This is a genomic window from Geodermatophilus sp. URMC 65 (assembly GCF_053502545.1).
On sequence record NZ_CP199954.1, the window covers coordinates 1,997,089 to 2,016,116 of the forward strand.

Annotated in this window: 19 protein-coding genes; 3 read left to right on the forward strand and 16 right to left on the reverse strand. The window is 75.4% G+C overall.

The window, feature by feature from the left end; translation table 11 throughout:
- Positions 1-11 precede the first annotated feature (11 nt).
- Genes panD through ACWIX7_RS09695 form a run of 3 tightly spaced genes read right to left on the reverse strand, consistent with a single transcriptional unit; the run spans position 12 to position 2,405 of the window.
- A complete protein-coding gene (panD, locus tag ACWIX7_RS09685) occupies positions 12-572 on the reverse strand; it encodes an aspartate 1-decarboxylase (protein ID WP_448621326.1) in 561 nt (186 codons plus the stop codon).
- Positions 569-1,417: a pantoate--beta-alanine ligase gene (gene panC / locus ACWIX7_RS09690; RefSeq protein ID WP_448621327.1), complete on the reverse strand. Its 849-nt coding sequence runs from the start codon at positions 1,415-1,417 to the stop codon at positions 569-571. The genes panD and panC overlap by 4 nt, the downstream gene beginning before the upstream one ends.
- A 28-nt stretch (positions 1,418-1,445) precedes the next feature.
- Positions 1,446-2,405, reverse strand: coding sequence for a Rossmann-like and DUF2520 domain-containing protein (locus ACWIX7_RS09695; protein ID WP_448621328.1), 960 nt, complete (start codon positions 2,403-2,405; stop codon positions 1,446-1,448).
- Between the two features lie 321 nt (positions 2,406-2,726).
- On the opposite strand from ACWIX7_RS09695, the gene ACWIX7_RS09700 reads away from it, so the two are divergent.
- Positions 2,727-3,479 carry an SDR family oxidoreductase gene (locus ACWIX7_RS09700; RefSeq protein ID WP_448621329.1) on the forward strand — a complete coding sequence of 251 codons (753 nt, stop codon included), beginning with the start codon at positions 2,727-2,729 and terminating at the stop codon, positions 3,477-3,479.
- Between the two features lie 63 nt (positions 3,480-3,542).
- Here ACWIX7_RS09700 and ACWIX7_RS09705 read toward each other — a convergent pair whose 3' ends face one another.
- From ACWIX7_RS09705 to ACWIX7_RS09720, 4 genes are all read right to left on the reverse strand, one after another.
- On the reverse strand, positions 3,543-4,745 hold the full coding sequence (locus tag ACWIX7_RS09705) for a hypothetical protein (RefSeq protein WP_448621330.1): 1,203 nt from the start codon (positions 4,743-4,745) through the stop codon (positions 3,543-3,545).
- An 88-nt stretch (positions 4,746-4,833) separates the two neighbouring features.
- Positions 4,834-5,844, reverse strand: coding sequence for a glycine betaine ABC transporter substrate-binding protein (locus ACWIX7_RS09710; protein WP_448621331.1), 1,011 nt, complete (start codon positions 5,842-5,844; stop codon positions 4,834-4,836).
- A 151-nt stretch (positions 5,845-5,995) separates the two neighbouring features.
- Positions 5,996-6,727, reverse strand: a complete 732-nt coding sequence (locus tag ACWIX7_RS09715) for an ABC transporter permease (protein WP_448621332.1) — start codon at positions 6,725-6,727, stop codon at positions 5,996-5,998.
- Positions 6,724-7,446, reverse strand: coding sequence for an ABC transporter permease (locus ACWIX7_RS09720; RefSeq protein ID WP_448621333.1), 723 nt, complete (start codon positions 7,444-7,446; stop codon positions 6,724-6,726). The genes ACWIX7_RS09715 and ACWIX7_RS09720 overlap by 4 nt, the downstream gene beginning before the upstream one ends.
- A gap of 3 nt (positions 7,447-7,449) precedes the next feature.
- On the opposite strand from ACWIX7_RS09720, the gene ACWIX7_RS09725 reads away from it, so the two are divergent.
- Positions 7,450-8,664 (forward strand): ABC transporter ATP-binding protein, encoded by a 1,215-nt coding sequence (locus ACWIX7_RS09725; protein ID WP_448621334.1) that lies wholly within the window; start codon positions 7,450-7,452, stop codon positions 8,662-8,664.
- 63 nt (positions 8,665-8,727) lie between these two features.
- On the opposite strand, the gene ACWIX7_RS09730 is transcribed toward ACWIX7_RS09725, so the two are convergent.
- The 9 genes from ACWIX7_RS09730 to dacB all read right to left on the reverse strand — a co-directional run bounded on the left by ACWIX7_RS09730 (position 8,728) and on the right by dacB (position 18,245).
- Complete coding sequence (locus ACWIX7_RS09730) at positions 8,728-9,225, reverse strand: DUF3180 domain-containing protein (protein ID WP_448621335.1); 498 nt, start codon at positions 9,223-9,225, stop codon at positions 8,728-8,730.
- Between the two features lie 5 nt (positions 9,226-9,230).
- Positions 9,231-9,737, reverse strand: a complete 507-nt coding sequence (gene folK / locus ACWIX7_RS09735; protein WP_448621336.1) for a 2-amino-4-hydroxy-6-hydroxymethyldihydropteridine diphosphokinase — start codon at positions 9,735-9,737, stop codon at positions 9,231-9,233.
- Complete coding sequence (gene folB / locus ACWIX7_RS09740; protein ID WP_448621337.1) at positions 9,734-10,120, reverse strand: dihydroneopterin aldolase; 387 nt, start codon at positions 10,118-10,120, stop codon at positions 9,734-9,736. Before folB ends, folK begins: the two co-directional genes overlap by 4 nt.
- Positions 10,113-10,973: a dihydropteroate synthase gene (gene folP, locus ACWIX7_RS09745; protein WP_448621338.1), complete on the reverse strand. Its 861-nt coding sequence runs from the start codon at positions 10,971-10,973 to the stop codon at positions 10,113-10,115. Before folP ends, folB begins: the two co-directional genes overlap by 8 nt.
- A complete protein-coding gene (gene folE, locus ACWIX7_RS09750) occupies positions 10,970-11,590 on the reverse strand; it encodes a GTP cyclohydrolase I FolE (protein ID WP_448621339.1) in 621 nt (206 codons plus the stop codon). The genes folP and folE overlap by 4 nt, the downstream gene beginning before the upstream one ends.
- On the reverse strand, positions 11,587-13,578 hold the full coding sequence (gene ftsH, locus ACWIX7_RS09755; protein ID WP_448621340.1) for an ATP-dependent zinc metalloprotease FtsH: 1,992 nt from the start codon (positions 13,576-13,578) through the stop codon (positions 11,587-11,589). Before ftsH ends, folE begins: the two co-directional genes overlap by 4 nt.
- A 359-nt stretch (positions 13,579-13,937) precedes the next feature.
- Positions 13,938-15,482, reverse strand: a complete 1,545-nt coding sequence (gene hpt, locus ACWIX7_RS09760; RefSeq protein WP_448621341.1) for a hypoxanthine phosphoribosyltransferase — start codon at positions 15,480-15,482, stop codon at positions 13,938-13,940.
- An 80-nt stretch (positions 15,483-15,562) separates the two neighbouring features.
- Complete coding sequence (locus tag ACWIX7_RS09765) at positions 15,563-16,645, reverse strand: zinc-dependent metalloprotease (RefSeq protein ID WP_448621342.1); 1,083 nt, start codon at positions 16,643-16,645, stop codon at positions 15,563-15,565.
- Between the two features lie 181 nt (positions 16,646-16,826).
- Complete coding sequence (gene dacB, locus ACWIX7_RS09770) at positions 16,827-18,245, reverse strand: D-alanyl-D-alanine carboxypeptidase/D-alanyl-D-alanine endopeptidase (protein ID WP_448621343.1); 1,419 nt, start codon at positions 18,243-18,245, stop codon at positions 16,827-16,829.
- A gap of 56 nt (positions 18,246-18,301) precedes the next feature.
- Here dacB and ACWIX7_RS09775 point away from each other — a divergent pair, with 56 nt between their 5' ends.
- Positions 18,302-18,796 (forward strand): inorganic diphosphatase, encoded by a 495-nt coding sequence (locus ACWIX7_RS09775; protein WP_448621344.1) that lies wholly within the window; start codon positions 18,302-18,304, stop codon positions 18,794-18,796.
- The last annotated feature ends 232 nt before the right edge of the window (positions 18,797-19,028 follow it).

Below are 19,028 nucleotides of genomic sequence, written 5' to 3' on the forward strand. Positions count from 1 at the left end.
CGCCAGGGTGGTCACCGGACGGGGACGCCCAGGTCGCTGCGCGCTCCCGACCCCCTCCCGGGTCCCGCCCCGGGCATGCGAGGGGCGGTGAGGAGGGGGTCCTCCTGCTCGTCGTCCCCTCCGCTCGCACGCTCGCGGGGGAACCCGGGACGAGGCCGTGACGCGAGCGGGCTCCGCTCGTGGTCGGAGGCGCCGGGGACCGGGGCAGAGGGGTCGCCACCGAGCTCGACGACGCGGTTGGCGGCGTCGACGTGCACGACCTTCGGGGTGTACGACGTGGCCTCGGTCTCGTCCATCAGGCCGTAGCTGATCAGGATCACCAGGTCGCCGGGGTGCACCAGGTGCGCGGCGGCGCCGTTGATGCCGATGACGCCGCTGCCCCGCTCGCCGGGGATGACGTAGGTCTCCAGCCGGGCGCCGTTGGTGACATCGACGATGGCGACCTGCTCGCCGGGGACCAGGTCGGCGGCGTCGAGGAGGTCCTCGTCGATCGTCACCGAGCCCACGTAGTGCAGGTCGGCCTGGGTGACCGTCGCGCGGTGGATCTTGGACTTGAGCATCGTGCGCATCATCGCGCGTCTCCCAGCGTCAGAGCGGTGTTGTCGATGAGTCGGGTGCTGCCGGCGCGGGCGGCGACGAGCAGCCGGGCCGGGCCGGCGGGCGGCGGGGGCCCGAGGTCGGGATCGGTCAGCTCCAGGTAGTCCTGCAGCAGGCCGGGCGCCTCGGCGAGGACGGAGCGCGCGGCGCCCAGGACAGCCCCGGCGCCCTGCGGACCGGCCGCGGCCCCCGCGTGCAGCGCCCGCGAGATCGTGGTGGCGGTGGCCCGCTGCTCCGGGGAGAGGTAGCGGTTCCGGGAGGACAGCGCCATCCCGTCGTCCTCCCGGACGGTGGGCACGCCCACGACCTCGACGCCCAGCGCCAGCTCGCGGGCCATCGCCCGGACGAGCGTGAGCTGCTGGTAGTCCTTCTCGCCGAAGACGGCGAGGTCGGGCCGGACCAGCCCGAACAGCTTGGCGACGACGGTCAGCACGCCGGTGAAGTGGCCGGGGCGGACGGCCCCCTCGAGGACGTCGCCCAGCGGGCCGGGGTGGACGGCCACGCCCACCGCGCCCGGCGGGTAGACCTCGTCGACCGGCGGGTGGAAGACGGCGTCGGCGCCCTCCTCGGCCAGCGCGGCCAGGTCGGCGTCCCAGGTGCGCGGGTAGCGGTCGAAGTCCTCGCCCGGACCGAACTGGGTGGGGTTGACGAACACCGAGACGACGACGCTGCCGGCCCGCTCCCGGGCGGCGCGCACCAGGGCGCGGTGGCCCTCGTGCAGGGCGCCCATCGTGGGCACCAGCGCGACCGGGCCGGGCAGCCCGGCGACGAGCCCGCGCAGCTCGGCGACGGTCTCGGCGACGGCCGGGGAGGTGGTCACCGGGAGCCCGCCGGTAGGAGGACCACGTTCACCCCTCCGCTCGCTCGCTCGCGAGGGAACCCGGAACGTGGCCGTCGAGCAGGTCGGCCAGCGGGGCGCCCTCGTGCCGCTTGAGCCGGCCGGTCGCCAGCGCGCGCTCGGTGGTGCGCCGGGCCAGCGCGACGTACGCCGCCACCGAGTCCGGCGCCCGCTCGGTGAGGGTGTCCAGGTGCCGGCGCACGGTGCCGACGTCCCCGCGGCTGACCGGGCCGGTGAGCCCGCGGTCGCCGCGGCGCAGGCCGTTGTCGAGCGCGGCGGTGAGCAGCGGGGTGAGCACCCGGCCGGGCTCGGCGACGCCCGCGGTGCGCAGCAGGTCCGCGGCCTCGGCGACCAGCGTGACCAGGTGGTTGGCGCCGGTGACCAGCGCGGCGTGGTACAGCCCGCGGTCGGCCTCGGCGACGAGGAACGGCTCGCCGCCCATCTCCAGGACCAGCGTCTCGGCCACCGGTCGGTGCTCCGGGGCGCTGGTGACGCCGAAGGGGGCGCCGGTCAGGCGGTCGGCGTCCTCGGGGGCCCCGGTGAAGGTCATGGCCGGGTGCAGCGCCAGCGGCAGGACGCCGGCCCGTGCGGCCGGGGCGAGGACGGCCAGGCCGTGGGCGCCGGAGGTGTGGAAGGCCAGCTGGCCGGCCCGCCAGACGCCGGTCCCGGCCAGGCCGGAGACGAGACCGGCCAGGCTGTCGTCGGGGACGGCGAGCACCACGAGGTCGGCGGCGGCCACGACCTCGTCGGCGGGCAGCAGCGGCACGCCGGGCAGCAGCCGGGCGGCGCGCTCGGCGGAGGCGGTGGAGAGGCCGGCGGCGGCGACCACGTCGTGGCCGGCGGCGGTCAGGGCGGCGCCCAGGACGGCGCCGACGCGCCCGGCGCCGACGATGCCGACGCGGAGACGGGCGGGGGCGGTGTCCGCCGGGCTCAGGCCGGCAGCGCGGAGCGTCCTGCGGGCAGCAGGCATCGGTGCACCTCTCGTTCCAGTCCCTCGCGGGTACCGGACTCGGTGGTCGCGGGCTCCCCCGTCGGAGCCCGTCGCGTGTTGCGGTCCTGCGGTGGTGCCGGCGCTCGAGTCCGCTGCGACCGGAGGTGTCACGCGGGTGTCACGCCGAAGGCGAGTGTGTGACCGGTCCGGGGCGGGTGCAACGCCTCGCTCCTGTGGGGTGGGTCACTGCACGGCCTCGCCGGCGCTCGGCCGTTCCGTGCCCCCGGGTGCCGTGCCCACCGGTGGGCACGGCACCTACGGTGTCCGGCGGCAACGCAGACGCACGGCGGGAGGATCCGGGTGGGCACCCTCGAGGGACGAACGGCGCTGGTCACCGGCGGGAGCCGGGGCATCGGCCTGGCGATCGCGCAGAGCCTGGTGGCGCGCGGGGCGCGGGTCGTCGTGACCGGTCGCAAGCCCGACGCGCTGGCCGAGGCGGTGTCCGCACTGGGCGGCCAGGAGGTGGCGGTGGGCGTCGCCGGCAACGCGGGGGACGCCGGGCACCGGGCCGAGGCCGTGCGCACCGCCGTCGACACCTTCGGCAGCCTGGAGATGCTGGTCGGCAACGTCGGCATCAACCCGGTCTACGGCCCGCTGGTGGACCTCTCGCTGGACGGCTTCCGCAAGATCCTCGACACCAACGTCGTCGGCACCCTCGGCCTGGTCCAGGAGGCGTGGCGAGCCTGGATGGCCGAGCACGGCGGCTCGGTGCTGGTCGTCGCCTCGGTGGCCGGGCTCAAGGCCTCCCCCATGATCGGCGGCTACGGCGTCAGCAAAGCGGCGCTGGTCAACCTCGTCACCCAGCTCGCCGTCGAGCTCGGCCCGACGGTGCGGGTCAACGCGGTCGCACCGGCGGTGGTCAAGACCCGCTTCGCCGGGGCGCTCTACGAGGGCCGGGAGGCCGAGGTCGCCGCGCAGTACCCCGTGGGCCGGCTGGGCGTGCCCGAGGACGTCGGCGAGGCGGCGGCCTACCTGCTCGGCGACGGCGCGAGCTGGGTCACCGGCCAGACGTTGGTGCTCGACGGCGGCGCCCTGTCCCGCGGTCCCGCCTGAGCAAGGACCCCCTTGCCCCCCACCGCTCGCAGGCTCGCGGCGGGACCCTGCAAGGGGGCCGCTTCAGCGGCCGAGCACCCGGGCCAGGACGTCGTCGCCCTCGCCGTCCTCCCGGTAGCGGCGCCGGCGGCGGCCGCCGGACGGCGGGGTGAGGCCGCTCTCGGCGACCAGGTCGGCGAGCCGTCGAGCGGGGTCCTCGTCCGCCGGGGCGGGTGCCTCGGCCGTCGGTACGGCCGCTCCGGGGACGGGCGGGCGCTCCCGCTGGGCGACCGGGCGCTCGGTGGTCAGCGTCGCGTCCGGCAGCAGCGCAGCCGTGGGAGCCGGGGCGTCGGTGCGGCGCCGGTGCGGTTCGGCCTCGGGCCGGGGCGTGGCCGGCGGGGTCAGCGGCGACCGGCCGGCCGGCCGGTCCAGCGGCGGCGGGGGTGGCGTCGCGGACGCCCGGCGCGGTTCGGCGCGGACCTGGTCCGGCTGGCAGGTGCCCGCAGGCGGCTCGTCGGCCCCCACGGCCGGCCGGGCGGCGGTCGGATCCGGCGCCGGGGAGGTCCAGCTGTCGGCCTCCAGCGTCCGCGGCGCGGCGGGCTCGGGTGCGGACCGGGCGGACGGGGTGGGCAGCATGACGCGCTCGACGAGCATCCCGCCGGAGAGCTGCTCGCGGAGCTCGGTGCGCAGGCGACCGACGTCGGTGCGCAGCTCGGCCAGGGCGGTGAGGTCGAGGCCGGCCAGGGCGGTGCGCAGCTCGGCGAGCCCGGCCAGGTCCCGGCGCAGCCCGGCGACCTCGGCCACCTCGCGGCGCAGCTCGCCGACCGAGGCCAGCTCCGCGCGCAGCGCCGCCAGCTCGGCGCGCACCGACTGCTCGACGGTGCGCCGCAGGTCGTTCTCCACCCGCAGCTCGTGCTCCCGGCGGGCGGCGACCCCGTGCTCCGGTTCGCGCTCGTGGGCCAGTCGCAGCTCGGCCTCCCGCTCGGCCGCCGCCCGCTCGAGGTCGGCGCGCTCGGCGGCAGCCAGCTGTCCCTGGGCCGGCGAGGACACGTCAGCGGCAGGCCGGGACCTGACCAGCGCGGCGAGGACGAACGCCCAGGCCGCACCGACGACGGCGAGCCGCAGGACCTGCGGATCGTCGGTCAGGAAGACGACGACGGTGGCCGCGACCGCGAGGCAGGTGCCCGCGGCCAGGCCCGCCGTCCGCAGTGCCGGGGACGGCGGATCAGCGGGCCGGCGGCGGTGGCCGTAGCGGCGCGCCGGCGCGTCGTCCCGGTCCCCCCGCATGGCGATCAGGGTAACGATGCGCAGGATCTCGACCACGGAACGCATCGACGAGACGCCGGGCGGGCGACGACGCTGCGGGAGCGCCGGCTCACCCCTGCTGCGCGAGCGCGCCGTCGGAGCTGAAGACCAGGCCGATGGAGATCTCACCCCGCTGCAGCGCCGCCTTGGTCAGCGGGCCGCCGGCGTCCAGCTCGCGGAAGTCGGCGAACTGCAGGCCGTAGGTCTCCTCCAGGCCGGGCTGGCAGAACGGTCGCTCCGGGCACTCCGTGGGACCACCCAGGACCAGCGACCCGTCGGCGCACGCGTCGGCCAGCTCGGACAGGGTGGAGACGCCCAGCCCTTCTGCGAAGGCCTGGGTCACGGCGAAGGCGTTCTGGTCGGCGGCCTCCGACGGCTCGCCGAAGACCAGGCCGGCCTGCTCGGCGAGCGGCTGCAGCGCGCTCACCGTCTCCTGCACGTCACCGCTGGCGACCGGCTCGGCGCTCGGGCTGTTGGCCTGCCGGTTGAGGAACTCGGTCACCGTCGACAGGTACTCCGGGAAGACCTGGATGTCCGAGCCGGACATGAGCGCCGGCAGGTAGAGCTCGCGGTTGCCGACCTCGCGCACCGAGGCGTCGAAGCCGGCGGCGTCGAGGACGTCGGCGTAGACGTTCGCCAGGATCGTCGACTCGGTGAAGGTGGAGCCGCCGACCGCGATCGGGCCGCTGCCCTGCTCGAGGGCTGCGGTGTCGATGTTCTCCTCGACCCAGGCGGCCGCGACCTCCTCGGCGCTCTGCCGCTCGAGGTCGACGGCGGCGTTGAGCCCGATGAGCTCCTCGGTGGTCAGCGCGGCCGACACCGCGTCGAGCGCGGGCAGCAGCGCCGGGTTGGCCTGCGCGGCGGCCATGTTGACCGCCGGGACGACGTTGTCGGCGTTCTGCAGCTGCTTGTCGTCCTCGAGCACGACCAGCTGCTCGCCGGCCACGGGGGCGCAGGCGTCACCGGAGGCGCCGCCGCTGGCCTCGGCGCCGCCGGTGCCGGAGGAGCCGGACTCGCCGCAGGCGGTGAGCAGCAGCCCGGTGAGGGCCAGGGGGACGAGGATCCGTGCACGGCTGCGCATGTGGCCCGCCTTCTGTGTCCCGCGCGGCCACGGGACCGCGGCGCGTGTCTGGCGGGGGGGGAGCCCCGCGCAGGCCATGCAACTCCTGACCACCCCCGCGCGGCCACGCGCACCGGCCAGGTGTTGTCCGGTTGTTACGAAGACACGCCCCTCACAGCGGCACGCCCGACGACGTCGGCTCCGGCTCGCCGGCTCGCGGCGCTCGCACCGGCCGCAGCGGCCACCGGCGCGGGCCGGGCGTCACCGCGGTCGAGAGCAGCACGAGCAGGAGCTCGGTGAGCAGCGCCAGGGCGGCCACCAGCACGGCGCCGGCCAGGATCACGCCGTGGTCCTGCTGGCCGAAGCCGAGGTTGATGATCCGCCCGAGCCCTCCCCCGCCGACCAGCGCGGCCAGGGTCGCGGTGGCCACGACCTGCACCGCCGCCGTCCGCACGCCGGTCGCGACCAGCGGCAGGGCGAGCGGGAACTCCACCCGGGTCAGCATCTGGCCGCGGCTCATGCCCATCGCCCGAGCGGCCTCGCGCACGTCGTGGTCGACCTCGCGGAAGCCCACGTAGGTGTTGGTGAGCATCGGGGGGACGGCGAAGGCGGCCAGCGCCAGGACGGTGCCGGTCTCGCTGAACCCGAGCGGGGTCACCGCCAGGACGGTGAGCAGGGCGAGGGTGGGCACGGCCCGGCTCACGTTCGAGACGACGACGACCGCTCCGGCGCCCCGGCCGGTGCGACCCAGCAGCACCCCGGTGGGGACGGCGAGGACGGCGGCGAGCAGCACGGCCAGCGCGCAGATCCGAAGGTGCTGGACCAGCAGGTCGAGGATGCCGCCGGTCCGGGTCCAGTTGAACGGGTCGTTGAGGTAGACGAGCGCCTCGCCGAAGGCGCTCACCGCAGGGCCCTCGTCCACGGGGTGAGCAGCCGTTCCAGCCCGGCCATCAGCACGTCGGCGACCAGCGCGAGCAGTACGCAGCCGACGGCGCCGGTGACGATCTCGGCCCGGTAGAAGTTGGAGTTGAGGCCGCCGATGATCAGCTGTCCCAGCCCGCCGTTGCCGGTGATGACCCCGACGGTGACCAGGGCGACGGTGGAGACCGTGGCGATCCGCAGGCCGGCCATGAAGGCCGGCAGGGCCAGCGGCAGGTCGACCCGGAGGAACAGCCGCGTGGAGCCGTAGCCCATGCCGCGGGCGGCCTCGCGCACGTCGGCGGGCACGCCCTGCAGCCCCGCGAGGAAGTTCCGCACCAGGATCACCAGCGTGTAGAGCGTCAGCCCGATCAGCACCGTGGTGGCCGACAGCGGACCGGTGAACGGCGCGAGGAAGGCGAACATCGCCAGCGACGGGATGGTGTAGACGACCGAGCTCAGGCCGAGGACCGGGCCGGCCAGGAACCGGGTGCGCCGGGCGAGCAGCGCGAGCGGCAGCGCGATCAGCGCGCCGAGCAGCACGGCACCGACGGTGAGCCTGACGTGCTGGCCGAGGTACCCCACAATGGTGTCCCAGTTGTCGGTCACGTAGGACGGGTCGAACCAGGGGTTCGGCGCCTCGTCCGCGGCGAGCACCGGGGCCGCCGGGTCGCTCGTCGCGCTCAGCGCACCCAGGGAGGCCACGTCGTGGACGCTACTGCCGCCGCTCGGGCGCTGCGCGGGGCGGAACCCGCGGCCGGCGGCGCCCCCGAGATCCGGCTCGAGGGGGTCAGCAAGGTCTACCCCGACGGCACCGTGGGCGTGGCCGAGCTCGACCTCACGTTCGCGGCCGGAGAGCTGTCGGTGCTGGTGGGCCCGTCGGGCTGCGGCAAGACGACGACGATGAAGATGGTCAACCGGGTCATCGAGCCGACGACCGGCCGCATCCTGCTCGGCGGCGAGGACGTCACCCGGGTCGACGCCGACCGGCTGCGCCGCCGCATCGGCTACGTCATCCAGAGCGTCGGGCTCTTCCCCCACCAGACCGTGCGGGCCAACGTCGCGACCGTCCCCCGGCTGCTGGGCTGGGACCGCCGCGAGATCCGCGACCGGGTCGAGGAGCTGCTCACCCTGGTCGGCCTCGACCCCGCCGTCCACGGCGACCGCTACCCCGCCCAGCTCTCCGGCGGGCAGCGGCAGCGGGCCGGCGTGGCCCGGGCGCTGGCTGCCGACCCCGGCGTCCTGCTGATGGACGAGCCGTTCTCCGCCGTCGACCCGGTGGTGCGCGAGCGGCTGCAGTCGGAGTTCCTCCGGCTGCAGGAGACGGTGCGCAAGACGATCGTCTTCGTCACCCACGACATCGAGGAGGCGGTGCGGCTCGGCGACCGCATCGCGGTGATGAGCGGCGGCGGGCACGTCGAGCAGTTCGCCCCACCCGCCGAGCTGCTGGGCCGGCCGGCCAACCGGACGGTGGCCGACTTCGTCGGCGCCGACCGCGGGCTCAAGCGGCTCGCCGTGACCCCGATCGAGCCCGCCGACCTCGAGCAGCCGCCGGTCGTGGGGCTGCTCGACGGGCTCGCGGAGGCCGGGGCGGCGCTCGACCGCACCGGTGCCGGCTGGGCGGTCGTGCTCGACGACGGCGGCCGCCCGGCCGGGTGGCTGCCGGCCGACCGCGCCGCGGGCGCGGGGACGGTCGCCTCGGCCGTCGTCCGCTCGGACGGCGCGGTGCCGGTGCAGGCCTCGCTGCGGACGGCGCTGGCCACGATCCTGCAGACCGACGCCGGGTGGGTGCCGGTGCTCGACGGCGACCGCTACCTCGGCGTGCTCACCCCGTCCTCGGTGCACGCGACGCTGCGGAGGTCGATCACGTCGTCGGCCTCCCGGCCGACACCGCGGCCAGGTGCCGCCCCCGAGCGCCGCTGAGCCGCTGCCGTGTCCCGGTCGGGGACCCCTCCGGGCCCCCGCGACCGGTCCACCTGACGATGATCAGCCGCGCACCGCTCCCGGCGGCTGCTCGTCGTCGGGGCCCGGCGGGATGCGGCAGACCGACTCCAGCCACAGCGCCGCAGCGACCAGCGCCGCGGCGCAGACCACCCCGACGACCCCGGTGACGGTGTCGGACCCGGCGGTCTGCAGCCGCGGGACCGCCGGCCCCACGTAGAGCAGCACGCCCACCCAGATGCCGACGAACGCCGCGCCGACGTAGGCGCTGGCCTGGGCCAGGACCGCGAGCCGGGCCACGAGCATGGGCTCGACCGGCCGGACCGGCGCGCTGCCCCGCTCGGCCGGGGGACGGCGGTCCCGCTGGGCGGCCAGCCGGGCGCGCAGGGTGCGGGCGCCGAGGGCCTCGGCCAGGGCCAGCACGCCGAGCGGCACCGGCAGCCACCAGCGCAGCGCGGGGAGCGCGCCGTAGCTCGCCCGCACCACCAGCCAGGCGGCGACGGCCAGACCGGCACCGAGGACCAGCAGGTCCCGCCGGCTCACGGGTCTCAATGCAGGTGCTCCCAGCGGACGACGGCCGCGACGTCCTCCGGCGGCAACGCGGCCAGCAGCTCGCGCACCCGGCCGCGGCCCGGCAGCACCGCGGTGGGGTCGAGGCTGGCCCACGGCACGAGCACGAAGGCCCGCTCGTGCGCCCGGGGGTGCGGCAGCGTGAGCGCGGGGTCGTCGGAGAGGACCGGCCGGCCGTCGTCCCCGGTGACCGTGACGACGTCGACGTCGAGGGTGCGCGGGCCCCAGCGCACGTCGCGGGTGCGCCCGGCGGCCTGCTCCAGCTCGTGCGCGCGGGCCAGCCAGCCGACGGCGTCCCGGTCGCCACGGACGACGACCACCGCGTTGAGGTACGGCGGCTGCTCGACCGGCCCCCACGGCGGGGTCTCGAACAACGTCGAGCGGGCCACCAGCACGCCGTCGTCCTTGAGCGCGGTGATCGCGGCGCGCAGCGCGGCGGCGCGGTCCCCCAGGTTCGCCCCCAGCGACAGGACCGCCCGTGTCACGTCCGCTCCCGCCGGATGCCGACCGTGACGTCGTCGAAGGGAACGCCGAGGTCGGCCTCCGGCTTGTGCACGGTGATCTCGACTGCGTCGACCAGCGGGTCGTCCAGGCAGACGTCGGCCAGCCGCTGGGCGAGGGTCTCCAGCAGGTCGACCGGCTCCCCCGTCAGCACGCTGTGCAGCGCGAGGGCCAGCTCGGCGTAGTTGACCGTGCGCTCGAGGTCGTCGTCGGCGGCGGCCGGCGCGGTGTCGAGCTCCAGGACGGCGTCGACGCGGAAGGTCTGCCCCAGCCGGCGCTCGGCCTCGTACACGCCGTGGAAGGCGTGCGCGGTCAGGCCGCGGACGGCGATGCGGTCGGGGCGGCGAGGTGGGTGGGGGTCAGCCACGGCGCTCTCCCTCGCGACGCGCCGCCTGGACGGCGGCGACGGTGCGGACGGCGTCGACCGAGGCCGCGGCGTCGTGCACCCGCACCCCCCAGGCGCCGGCCTCCGCGGCCAGCACCGTGGTGGCCAGCGTGGCGGCGTCCCGCTGCTCGGCCGCCCGCAGCGTGCCGTCGGCGTCGGCGAGCAGCCGGCCGAGGAAGGACTTGCGCGAGGCGCCGACGAGGACCGGCAGGCCCAGGCCGACGACGCGGTCCAGCCCGGCCAGCAGCCGCCAGTTGTGCTCGGCGCGCTTGGCGAAGCCCAGGCCGGGGTCGAGCACGAGCTGCTCGGGCGCGACGCCCGCGGCGACGACGTCCTCGACCCGGGCGGTGAGCTCGGCGCAGACCTCGGTGACGACGTCCCCGTACCGGGCGGCGGCGTACATCTCGCGGCTGTGGCCGCGCCAGTGCATGAGCACCCAGGGGACGCCGGCCTCGGCGACCAGCTCGGCCATGTTCTTGTCGGCCAGGCCGCCGCTCACGTCGTTGACGAGCACCGCGCCCGCCTCGAGGGCCGCCTCGGCCACCTCGGCGCGGGTGGTGTCGACGCTGGCGCGCACCCCGGCGGCGGACAGCTCACGGATCACGGGGACGACCCGGCGGCACTCCTCCTCGGCGTCCACCCGGTCGGCGCCGGGCCGGGTGGACTCCCCGCCGACGTCGACGTAGTCGGCGCCGGCGGCGTGCATCGCCAGGCCGTGGGCGACCGCCGTGCCGGCGTCGGCGAAGCAGCCGCCGTCGGAGAAGGAGTCGGGCGTGACGTTGAGGACCCCCATGACCACGCAGTGGTCGGGGCGCGGGAGAGGGAGGAGGGTCACCGGCCGCGGACGAGGCTCATCGCCTCGCTGCGGGTCGCCGCGTTCTCCCGGAAGATGCCGCGCACCGCCGAGGTGACCGTGGACGAGCCGGGCTTGCGGATGCCGCGCATGGCCATGCACAGGTGCTCGGCCTCGATCACCACGAGCACGCCACGCGGCTTGAGGACGTCGGCCAGCGCGTCGGCGATCTGGCTGGTCATCCGCTCCTGCACCTGCGGGCGCCGGGCGTAGACCTCCACCAGCCGGGCCAGCTTGGACAGGCCGGTGACCCGCCCGTCCTCACCCGGGATGTAGCCGACGTGCGCGACCCCGTGGAAGGGCACCAGGTGGTGCTCGCAGGTCGAGTACATCGGGATGTCCTTGACCAGGACCATCTCGTCGTGGTCCTCGTCGAAGGTCGTCGCCAGGACCTCGGCCGGGTCCTGCCACAGACCCGCGAAGGTCTCCGCGTACGCGCGGGCGACCCGGTCGGGGGTGTCCTGCAGGCCGGGACGGTCGGGGTCCTCGCCGACGGCAAGCAGCAGCTCGCGCACTGCGGCCGCGGCACGGGCGTGGTCGACGCCCGTTCGCGGCCGCTCCAGCAGCGAGTCCTCCCGTTCGGCCGGGACCTCGCTCATCTCTGCGCCGGGGCGCCCACGTCCCCCACGGCGGTGCTGCCGTGGCCGACGTGGCCGTTGCCGTTCTGCGCGGCCCGCTCGGCCGGGGTCAGCACCGGCGGCTGGTCCGACGGCGTGCGCTTGCCGAAGCCGTTGTACGGGGCCAGCGACGGACGCTTGGTGACCGGCGCGCAGATGCGGGCCATGTCCTCCTTGGAGAGGGTCTCCCTCTCCATCAGCTCGAGCACCAGCTGGTCGAGGACGCCCCGGTACTCGACCAGGATCTCCCACGCCTCGTCGTGCGCCGCCTCGATCAGGGCGCGGATCTCCGCGTCGATGTCGGCGGCGACGGCCTCGGAGTAGTCCGGCCGGGTGCCCATGTCGCGGCCGAGGAACGGCTCGGACTCGTTGCTGCCGTACTTCACCGCGCCGAGCTTGGCGCTCATGCCGTACTGGGTGACCATCGCCCGCGCCATGGCGGTCGCCTTCTCGATGTCGTTGCCGGCGCCGGTGGTGGGCTCGTGGAAGACGAGCTCCTCGGCCGCCCGGCCACCCAGGGCGTAGGCGAGGGTGTCGATCATCTCCGACCGGGTCTGGGTGTACTTGTCCTCGGTCGGCAGCACGAGGGTGTGCCCCAGCGACCGGCCGCGCGGCAGGATCGTCACCTTGTGCACCGGGTCCAGGTTGGGCAGTGCGTGCGCCACCAGGGCGTGGCCGCCCTCGTGGTAGGCGGTGACCTTCTTCTCCTTCTCGCTCATCGCCCGCGTCTTGCGCTCGGGGCCGGCGATGACTCGGTCGATGGCCTCCTCGAGCTGGGCGTCGGTGATCATCGAGCCACCGGTGCGCGCGGTGAGCAGCGCCGCCTCGTTGAGGACGTTGGCCAGGTCGGCGCCGGTGAAGCCCGGCGTGCGGCGGGCCACGACCTCGAGGTCGACGTCCGGGGCGAGCGGCTTGCCCTTGGCGTGCACCTCGAGGATCTGCTTGCGGCCCTGCAGGTCGGGCCGGTCGACGGCGATCTGCCGGTCGAAGCGGCCCGGGCGAAGCAGCGCCGGGTCGAGGATGTCCGGCCGGTTGGTGGCGGCGATCATGATGACGCCGCCCTTGACGTCGAAGCCGTCCATCTCGACGAGCATCTGGTTGAGCGTCTGCTCGCGCTCGTCGTGCCCGCCGCCCATGCCGGCGCCGCGGTGCCGGCCGACGGCGTCGATCTCGTCGACGAAGATGATCGCCGGCGCGTTCTGCTTGGCCTGCTCGAACAGGTCGCGGACGCGGCTGGCGCCCACGCCGACGAACATCTCGACGAAGTCGGACCCGGAGATGGAGAAGAACGGCACCCCGGCCTCGCCCGCGACAGCGCGGGCCAGCAGCGTCTTGCCGGTCCCGGGCGGGCCGAACAGCAGCACGCCCTTGGGGATCTTCGCGCCGACGGCCTGGAACTTCACCGGGTTGGCCAGGAAGTCCTTGATCTCCTGGAGCTCCTCGATGGCCTCGTCGGCGCCGGCGACGTCGGCGAACGTCGTCTTCGGGCTGTCCTTGGTGATCTGCTTGGCCTTGGACTTGCCGAAGGCCATGACCCCGCGGCCACCGCCCTGCATGGAGTTGAACAGCCAGAACAGCAGGAGCAGGAGGATCACGAACGGCAGGAAGCTGATCAGCAGGCTGACCAGGACGCTGTCCTGCGTGACGTTGGTGTCGAAGTCGACGGGGGCGCCGTCGTCCCCGAGGCCGGAGACCAGGTCGAAGACGTCGTCAGCGGCACCGACCGGGTAGGACGCGGTGATCTGGTCGCTGCCCTCGACCGGGTTGGTCAGCTCGAGGTCGAGCGTCTGTTCCTTGTCGTTGATCGTGACCTGGCGGGCGTTGCCGTTCTCGATCTGCTCGAGCGCGGTCGCGGTGCTGACCTCCTGGAAGCTGCCGTTGCCGCGGAACAGCGAGGAGAACGCCAACGCCAGGAGGACGACGAGGACGACCCAGAACCACACGGAGCGGAAGATCTTCTTGCGTTCCATACACCGATGCCGGGCGGCCGGGTGCTCCGGCCTGTCCCGTCCACCCTCCTGATCGTCCGGGGGACGCTCCCTGCGGCCCGGGCGGGCACCCTGGCGCTACGGCGCAGCGTCGTTGGATCGACGGTACACCGGCGGGCCTGTGCCTCCGGTGTGCGACGGCGGGGTCCTCGCTGACGACCCCCTGGCGGGTGGGCACGCCATCACACCTGGCCGCGACCTCCTCCTGAGCCGCTCCGCCACCGTCCCCGTCGTCGATGATCAGCTGAGCTCACGTCTGCGGGTCCTGGCTCAGGACCGATGGTGAGCCAGGACCCGCGATGACCACGTCAGCTGGTCATCGCGGACCGGGTGCCGGGCGATCAGCTCGAGTACACCTCGGGCTTGAGCGTGGCGATGTAGGGCAGGTCGCGGTAGCGCTCGGCGTAGTCCAGTCCGTAGCCGACGACGAACTCGTTGGGGATGTCGAAGCCGACGTAGCGCACGGGGACGTCGACCTTCACCGCGTCGGGCTTGCGCAGCAGGGCGCAGACCTCGAGCGAGGCCGGGCGCCGTCCGCCGAGGTTCTTCAGCAGCCAGGACAGGGTCAGCCCGGAGTCGATGATGTCCTCGATCACCAGCACGTGCTTGTCGCTGATGTCGCGGTCGAGGTCCTTGAGGATGCGCACGACGCCGGAGGAGCTGGTGGCCGAGCCGTAGGAGGAGACCGCCATGAACTCCATCTGGGTGGGCAGCTGCAGCGCCCGGGCGAAGTCGCTCATGAACAGCACCGCGCCCTTGAGGACGCCGACGAGCAGCACCTCGCGCCCGGCGTAGTCGCTGGCGACCTGGTCGGACAGCTCGGCGATCTTGGCCTGGATCTGCTCCTCGCTGAGCAGCACGTGGTCGATGTCCGGGCCGTAGCCGTGGTCGTTGCTGAGCTCTGCTGGAGCGGTGGCGGGCTCGCTCACGGGCGGGACTCCTCGCGGGTGTGGGGTGCGTCCTCGGGACGGGGGCCCCGCACGACGGGGCGGCGACAGCACCAGCCTGCCAGACGTCCGGAGGGCCCCTGCACCACCGGGTAGGTCCACGCGGCCCTGTCCCCGCCAGTGCGTGACGAGCGCCTCCACCGCACGCAGGTGGACCGCCTGGACGTCGGGGACACCGGCGCCACGCAGCCACCCACGGAGCACCCGCCGCCGCAGCGCCGCGGGCAGCGCGACGAGCTCGCGGGCGGGCAGGCCGCTGTCGACCGCCTCCCCGGCGAGCCGGACCAGCTGCGCGGCGGCCAGCTCGTCGAGGGCGTCGAGGTCCTCCCGGAGCAGGTCGGCGGTGCGGGCCAAGGCGGGGGCGACGCCGCCGCCGAGCACCTCCTCCATCAGCGGCAGCACCTCGCCGCGCAGCCGGGCGCGGGTGTAGGCGGGGTCGGCGTTCCAGGGGTCGTCCCACACCGGCAGGCCCTGGTCCGCACACGCCTCCCGGGTGGTGGCGCGGCGGACGCCGAGCAGCGGGCGCCACCAGAGGACGCCGCCGGTCGTCCGTTCGGCGACCATGCCGGCCACCGAGCGCGGGCCCGAGCCGCGGCCCAGCCCGAGCAGCACGGTCTCCGCCTGGTCATCGAGGGTGTGCCCCAGCGCGACGCGGGCGCCGAGGTCGGTGGCCGCAGCCGCGAGCGCCGCGTACCGCGCCGTGCGGGCGCCCCCCTCGGGCCCGCCGTCCGCGCCGACCGCCACGCGGCGGACGAGCACCGGGTCCAGGCCGAGCCCGCGGAGCAGCTCCGCCGTCCGCTCGGCCCGCCCCGCGGAGCCGGGTTGCAGGCCGTGGTCGACGGTCACCGCGCCGACGCGGACGCCGGCGGACCGGGCCTCGAAGGCCAGGGCCGCGGCCAGGGCGAGGGAGTCCGCTCCCCCGCTGACCGCGGCGAGCACGGGCTGCCCGCTCCCCCGCAGACCCGGCCGTACGGCGGTCCGGAGGACCGCGACGGCCCTCGGCGGGCCGGACACCGCCCTCAGGCGGGGATGGCGGGGCGGCCGTGCACCCGCTCGACCCAGCGCGCGGGGTCGGTGAGCTCCTCGATGCGGGGCAGGTTCTCCGGCCCCTCCCACACCCGGTTGAAGCCCTCCATGCCGACGAGGTCGACGACCCCGCCGACGAACACGCGGCCCTCGGCGTACTGCCGCATCTTCTGCTCGAGGCCGAGCAGCCGGCGCAGCACGCGGTCGATCGGGCCGCGGCCCTTGCGGCGCTGGGCGAACCGCTTGCGCAGGGTCCGGACCGACGGGACGACGTCCGGACCGACGCCGTCCATCACGAACTCGGCGTGCCCCTCCACCAGGCTCATCACGGCGGTGACCCGGTCGAGGACGGCGCGCTGTGCGGGGTCCTGCACCAGCGCCATCAGCCCGGCGTCGTCCCCGCCCTCGCCGCGGGCGGCGTCGAGGACGCTGCGCAGCACGTCGCGCACCCGGTCGCGCAGCACGTCGGGGTCCAGGTCGGTGGCCTCGATGAACTCGGCCATCTGCGCCTCGAGGTGGTCCTTGAGCCACGGGACGGCGGTGAACTGCAGCTGGTGGGTCACCTCGTGCAGGCACACCCACAGCCGGAAGTCGCTGGGGTCGACGCCCAGCCGGCGCTCGGCGTCGACGATGTTCGGGGCGACCAGCAGCAGCCGGCCACCGGTGCCGAAGACCTCGTACTGGCCGAGCACTCGGGAGGAGAGGAAGGCGAGCACGCCGCCGGCCTGCACCCCGGTGGCGCGGGAGCCGATGGCGGTGGCCAGCGGGCCGGGCCGGGACTCCTGCCGGGCGGCGAGCGCGTCGACCAGCGGGTCGAGCAGCGCGGACATCCCCTGGGTGTTGGCGTCCACCCAGCCGGGCCGGTCGACCACGGCGACCTCGGGTACCGGACCGTCGGGGACGGCGCGGAGACCGGTGAGGCCCTCGACGTGCGCGACGGCGGTGGCGGCGGCCTCGTGCAGCTCTCGGACGACCGCGGCGGCCTCTTCCCGCGTCGTCTGCGGGCCGGGGCCCACCAGGCGGCGGGCGGTGCGTCCGGCGAGGTCCCAGTCCACCATCCGTGCGGGGCTGCTCATCGGCCTCACGTTACGCGGAGGAAGGCTCCCCTGCGCCCCACTCGGCCCCGTCCAGAGGCTCGCCGTGCGGCTCCGTCCCGGGTCCCGCCCCGAGCGCGAGGGTGGGGAGGACGGGGTCCTTCACCGGTGAGGAGGACGGGGTGCTCCCACCTGCAGGGGGCCGTTCCAGGATGTCGCCCGGCTAGCGGCAGCCGCAGGCGGCCAGCGCCGAGGCGACGTCGTCCAGCGCGGCCTCGGCGGCCAGCCCGTTGGCCGGGGCGCCGTCGGCGAGGACGGCGAAGACCAGCAGCCGGCCCTCCGCGGTGACCACCGTGCCGGCCAGGCCGTGCACGCCCAGCAGCGTGCCGGTCTTCGCGCGCACCGAGCCCGGCGCGGTCGCCGGGTCCTCGTCGCCGCGCTCGGCGAGGGTGCCGTCGTAGCCGGCGACGGGCAGCCCGGAGAGGACGGCGGAGGCGTCGGCCAGCGTGCCGTCGGCGGCACCGGTCAGCAGGTCGGCGAGCAGCGCGACCGGGACCCGGTCGGTGGTGGACAGGCCGCTGCCGTCGGCCAGCGAGAGGCCCGTGACGTCGAGGCCGATGCCGGACACGGCGTCGGTGACCGCCTCGGCGGCCCCGTCGAAGGTGGCCGGCTGGCCACCGGCGAGGGCGACGTGCCGGGCCAGCGACTCGGTCAGCAGGTTGTCCGACTGGGACAGCGCCTGCTCGACCAGCCGGGCCACCGGCGCCGACCGCACGGTGCCGAGGGTCTGCGCGCCCTGCGGGGCGTCGCCCAGGACGACGGTCGCGTCGGGCGCGCCGAGCGCGACGGCCAGCGCGGTGCCGGCGTCGGTGCCCGGGGCGGCGCTGCGCTGCAGCTCGCTGGGCTCCACCCGGGCGCCGTCGACGGCGGTCGCGGTGACCGGGGCGGCGTAGGTGGACGGCGCGTCGCCGGGACCCCAGCCGCTGGCGGTGAGCGGGCCCTCGAACAGCGAGTTGTCGACGACGACGCGGGTGACCTGGGCGTCCGCGGGCAGGCTGTTGCGGACCTGGGCGGCGAGGTCGGCGACGGTGGGCGCCCCGGGGTAGGTCAGCGAGGGGACGGTCCGCGACAGCGTCGGGTCGCCGCCGCCGACGAGGACCACCTCGCCGGGCGTGGAGCCCGCGACCACGGTGGTCTGCAGGGTGGCGTCGGGGCCGAGGGTGGTCAGCGCCGCCACGGCCGTGAGCAGCTTCGCGGTCGAGGCCGGCGTGGACGGGGCGTTCCCGTTCTGGTCGAACAGCACCTCCCCCGAGGCGACGTCGACGACCTGCGCCTCGACGCCGGCGCCCAGGGCGGGCGCGGCGAGCAGCGACGCGAGCTCGCCGGCGAGCACCGTGGCGTCCGGGGCGGGTGCCTGCGACGACAGGGCCGCGAGCACCGGGGCGGCCGGCTCCACGTCGGGCAGCCGTGCCTCGGCGGCGGCGACCTCGGTGGCGGCGCCGTCCCCCCGCGGGGCGAGCACGAGCCAGATGCCGGCGGCCACGGCGAGGACCAGCACGAGAGCCCCCAGCAGGAGGCGGCGACGGAGCCGGGAGTACTTCGGCGTGACGGTCGCCGACCCGCTGGACGCGATGGTGCCCACCCCCCGAGACCGACCTCCGGCGGTCCTCCGGGGTCCGATCCGCCACACTACGTCCCGTGCAGTTCGACGTGACGATCGAGATCCCGAAGGGCCAGCGGAACAAGTACGAGCTGGACCACACCACCGGACGCATCCGCCTGGACCGGATGCTCTTCACCTCCACCCGCTACCCGGCCGACTACGGGTACATCGAGAACACCCTCGGCCAGGACGACGACCCGCTCGACGCCCTGGTCCTCCTGGAGGAGCCGACCTTCCCCGGCTGCCTCATCACCTGCCGCGCCATCGGCATGTTCCGGATGACCGACGAGAAGGGCGGTGACGACAAGGTCCTGTGCGTGCCGGCCACCGACCCGCGGATGGCCCACCTGACCGACATCGGCGACGTCTCGGAGTTCGACCGGCTGGAGATCCAGCACTTCTTCGAGACCTACAAGGACCTCGAGCCGGGCAAGTCGGTCGAGGGCGCCGAGTGGACCGGCCGCGAGGAGGCCGAGGCGGAGATCAACGCCTCCCTCCAGCGGGCCGAGGAAGCGGAACCGCACCACTGAACCCGGTCCCTGGCCCCTCACCGAGCGGCCGCCGAGCGCACGACGGACGCCGACGGCGGCGCACCTCCCCGGGTGCGCCGCCGTCGGCGTGTCCGGGCTCGCCCGACCGGCCGCCCTGCAACCTCCCGCAACCGTTGTGGGCCGCCTCTGGCGTTGGTTGCGTCCACCTCCTCCGGGCCGCAGCCGGGCCGGACCGAGGAGGGAGTCAGCCATGACAGCGGAGGAGCACCCA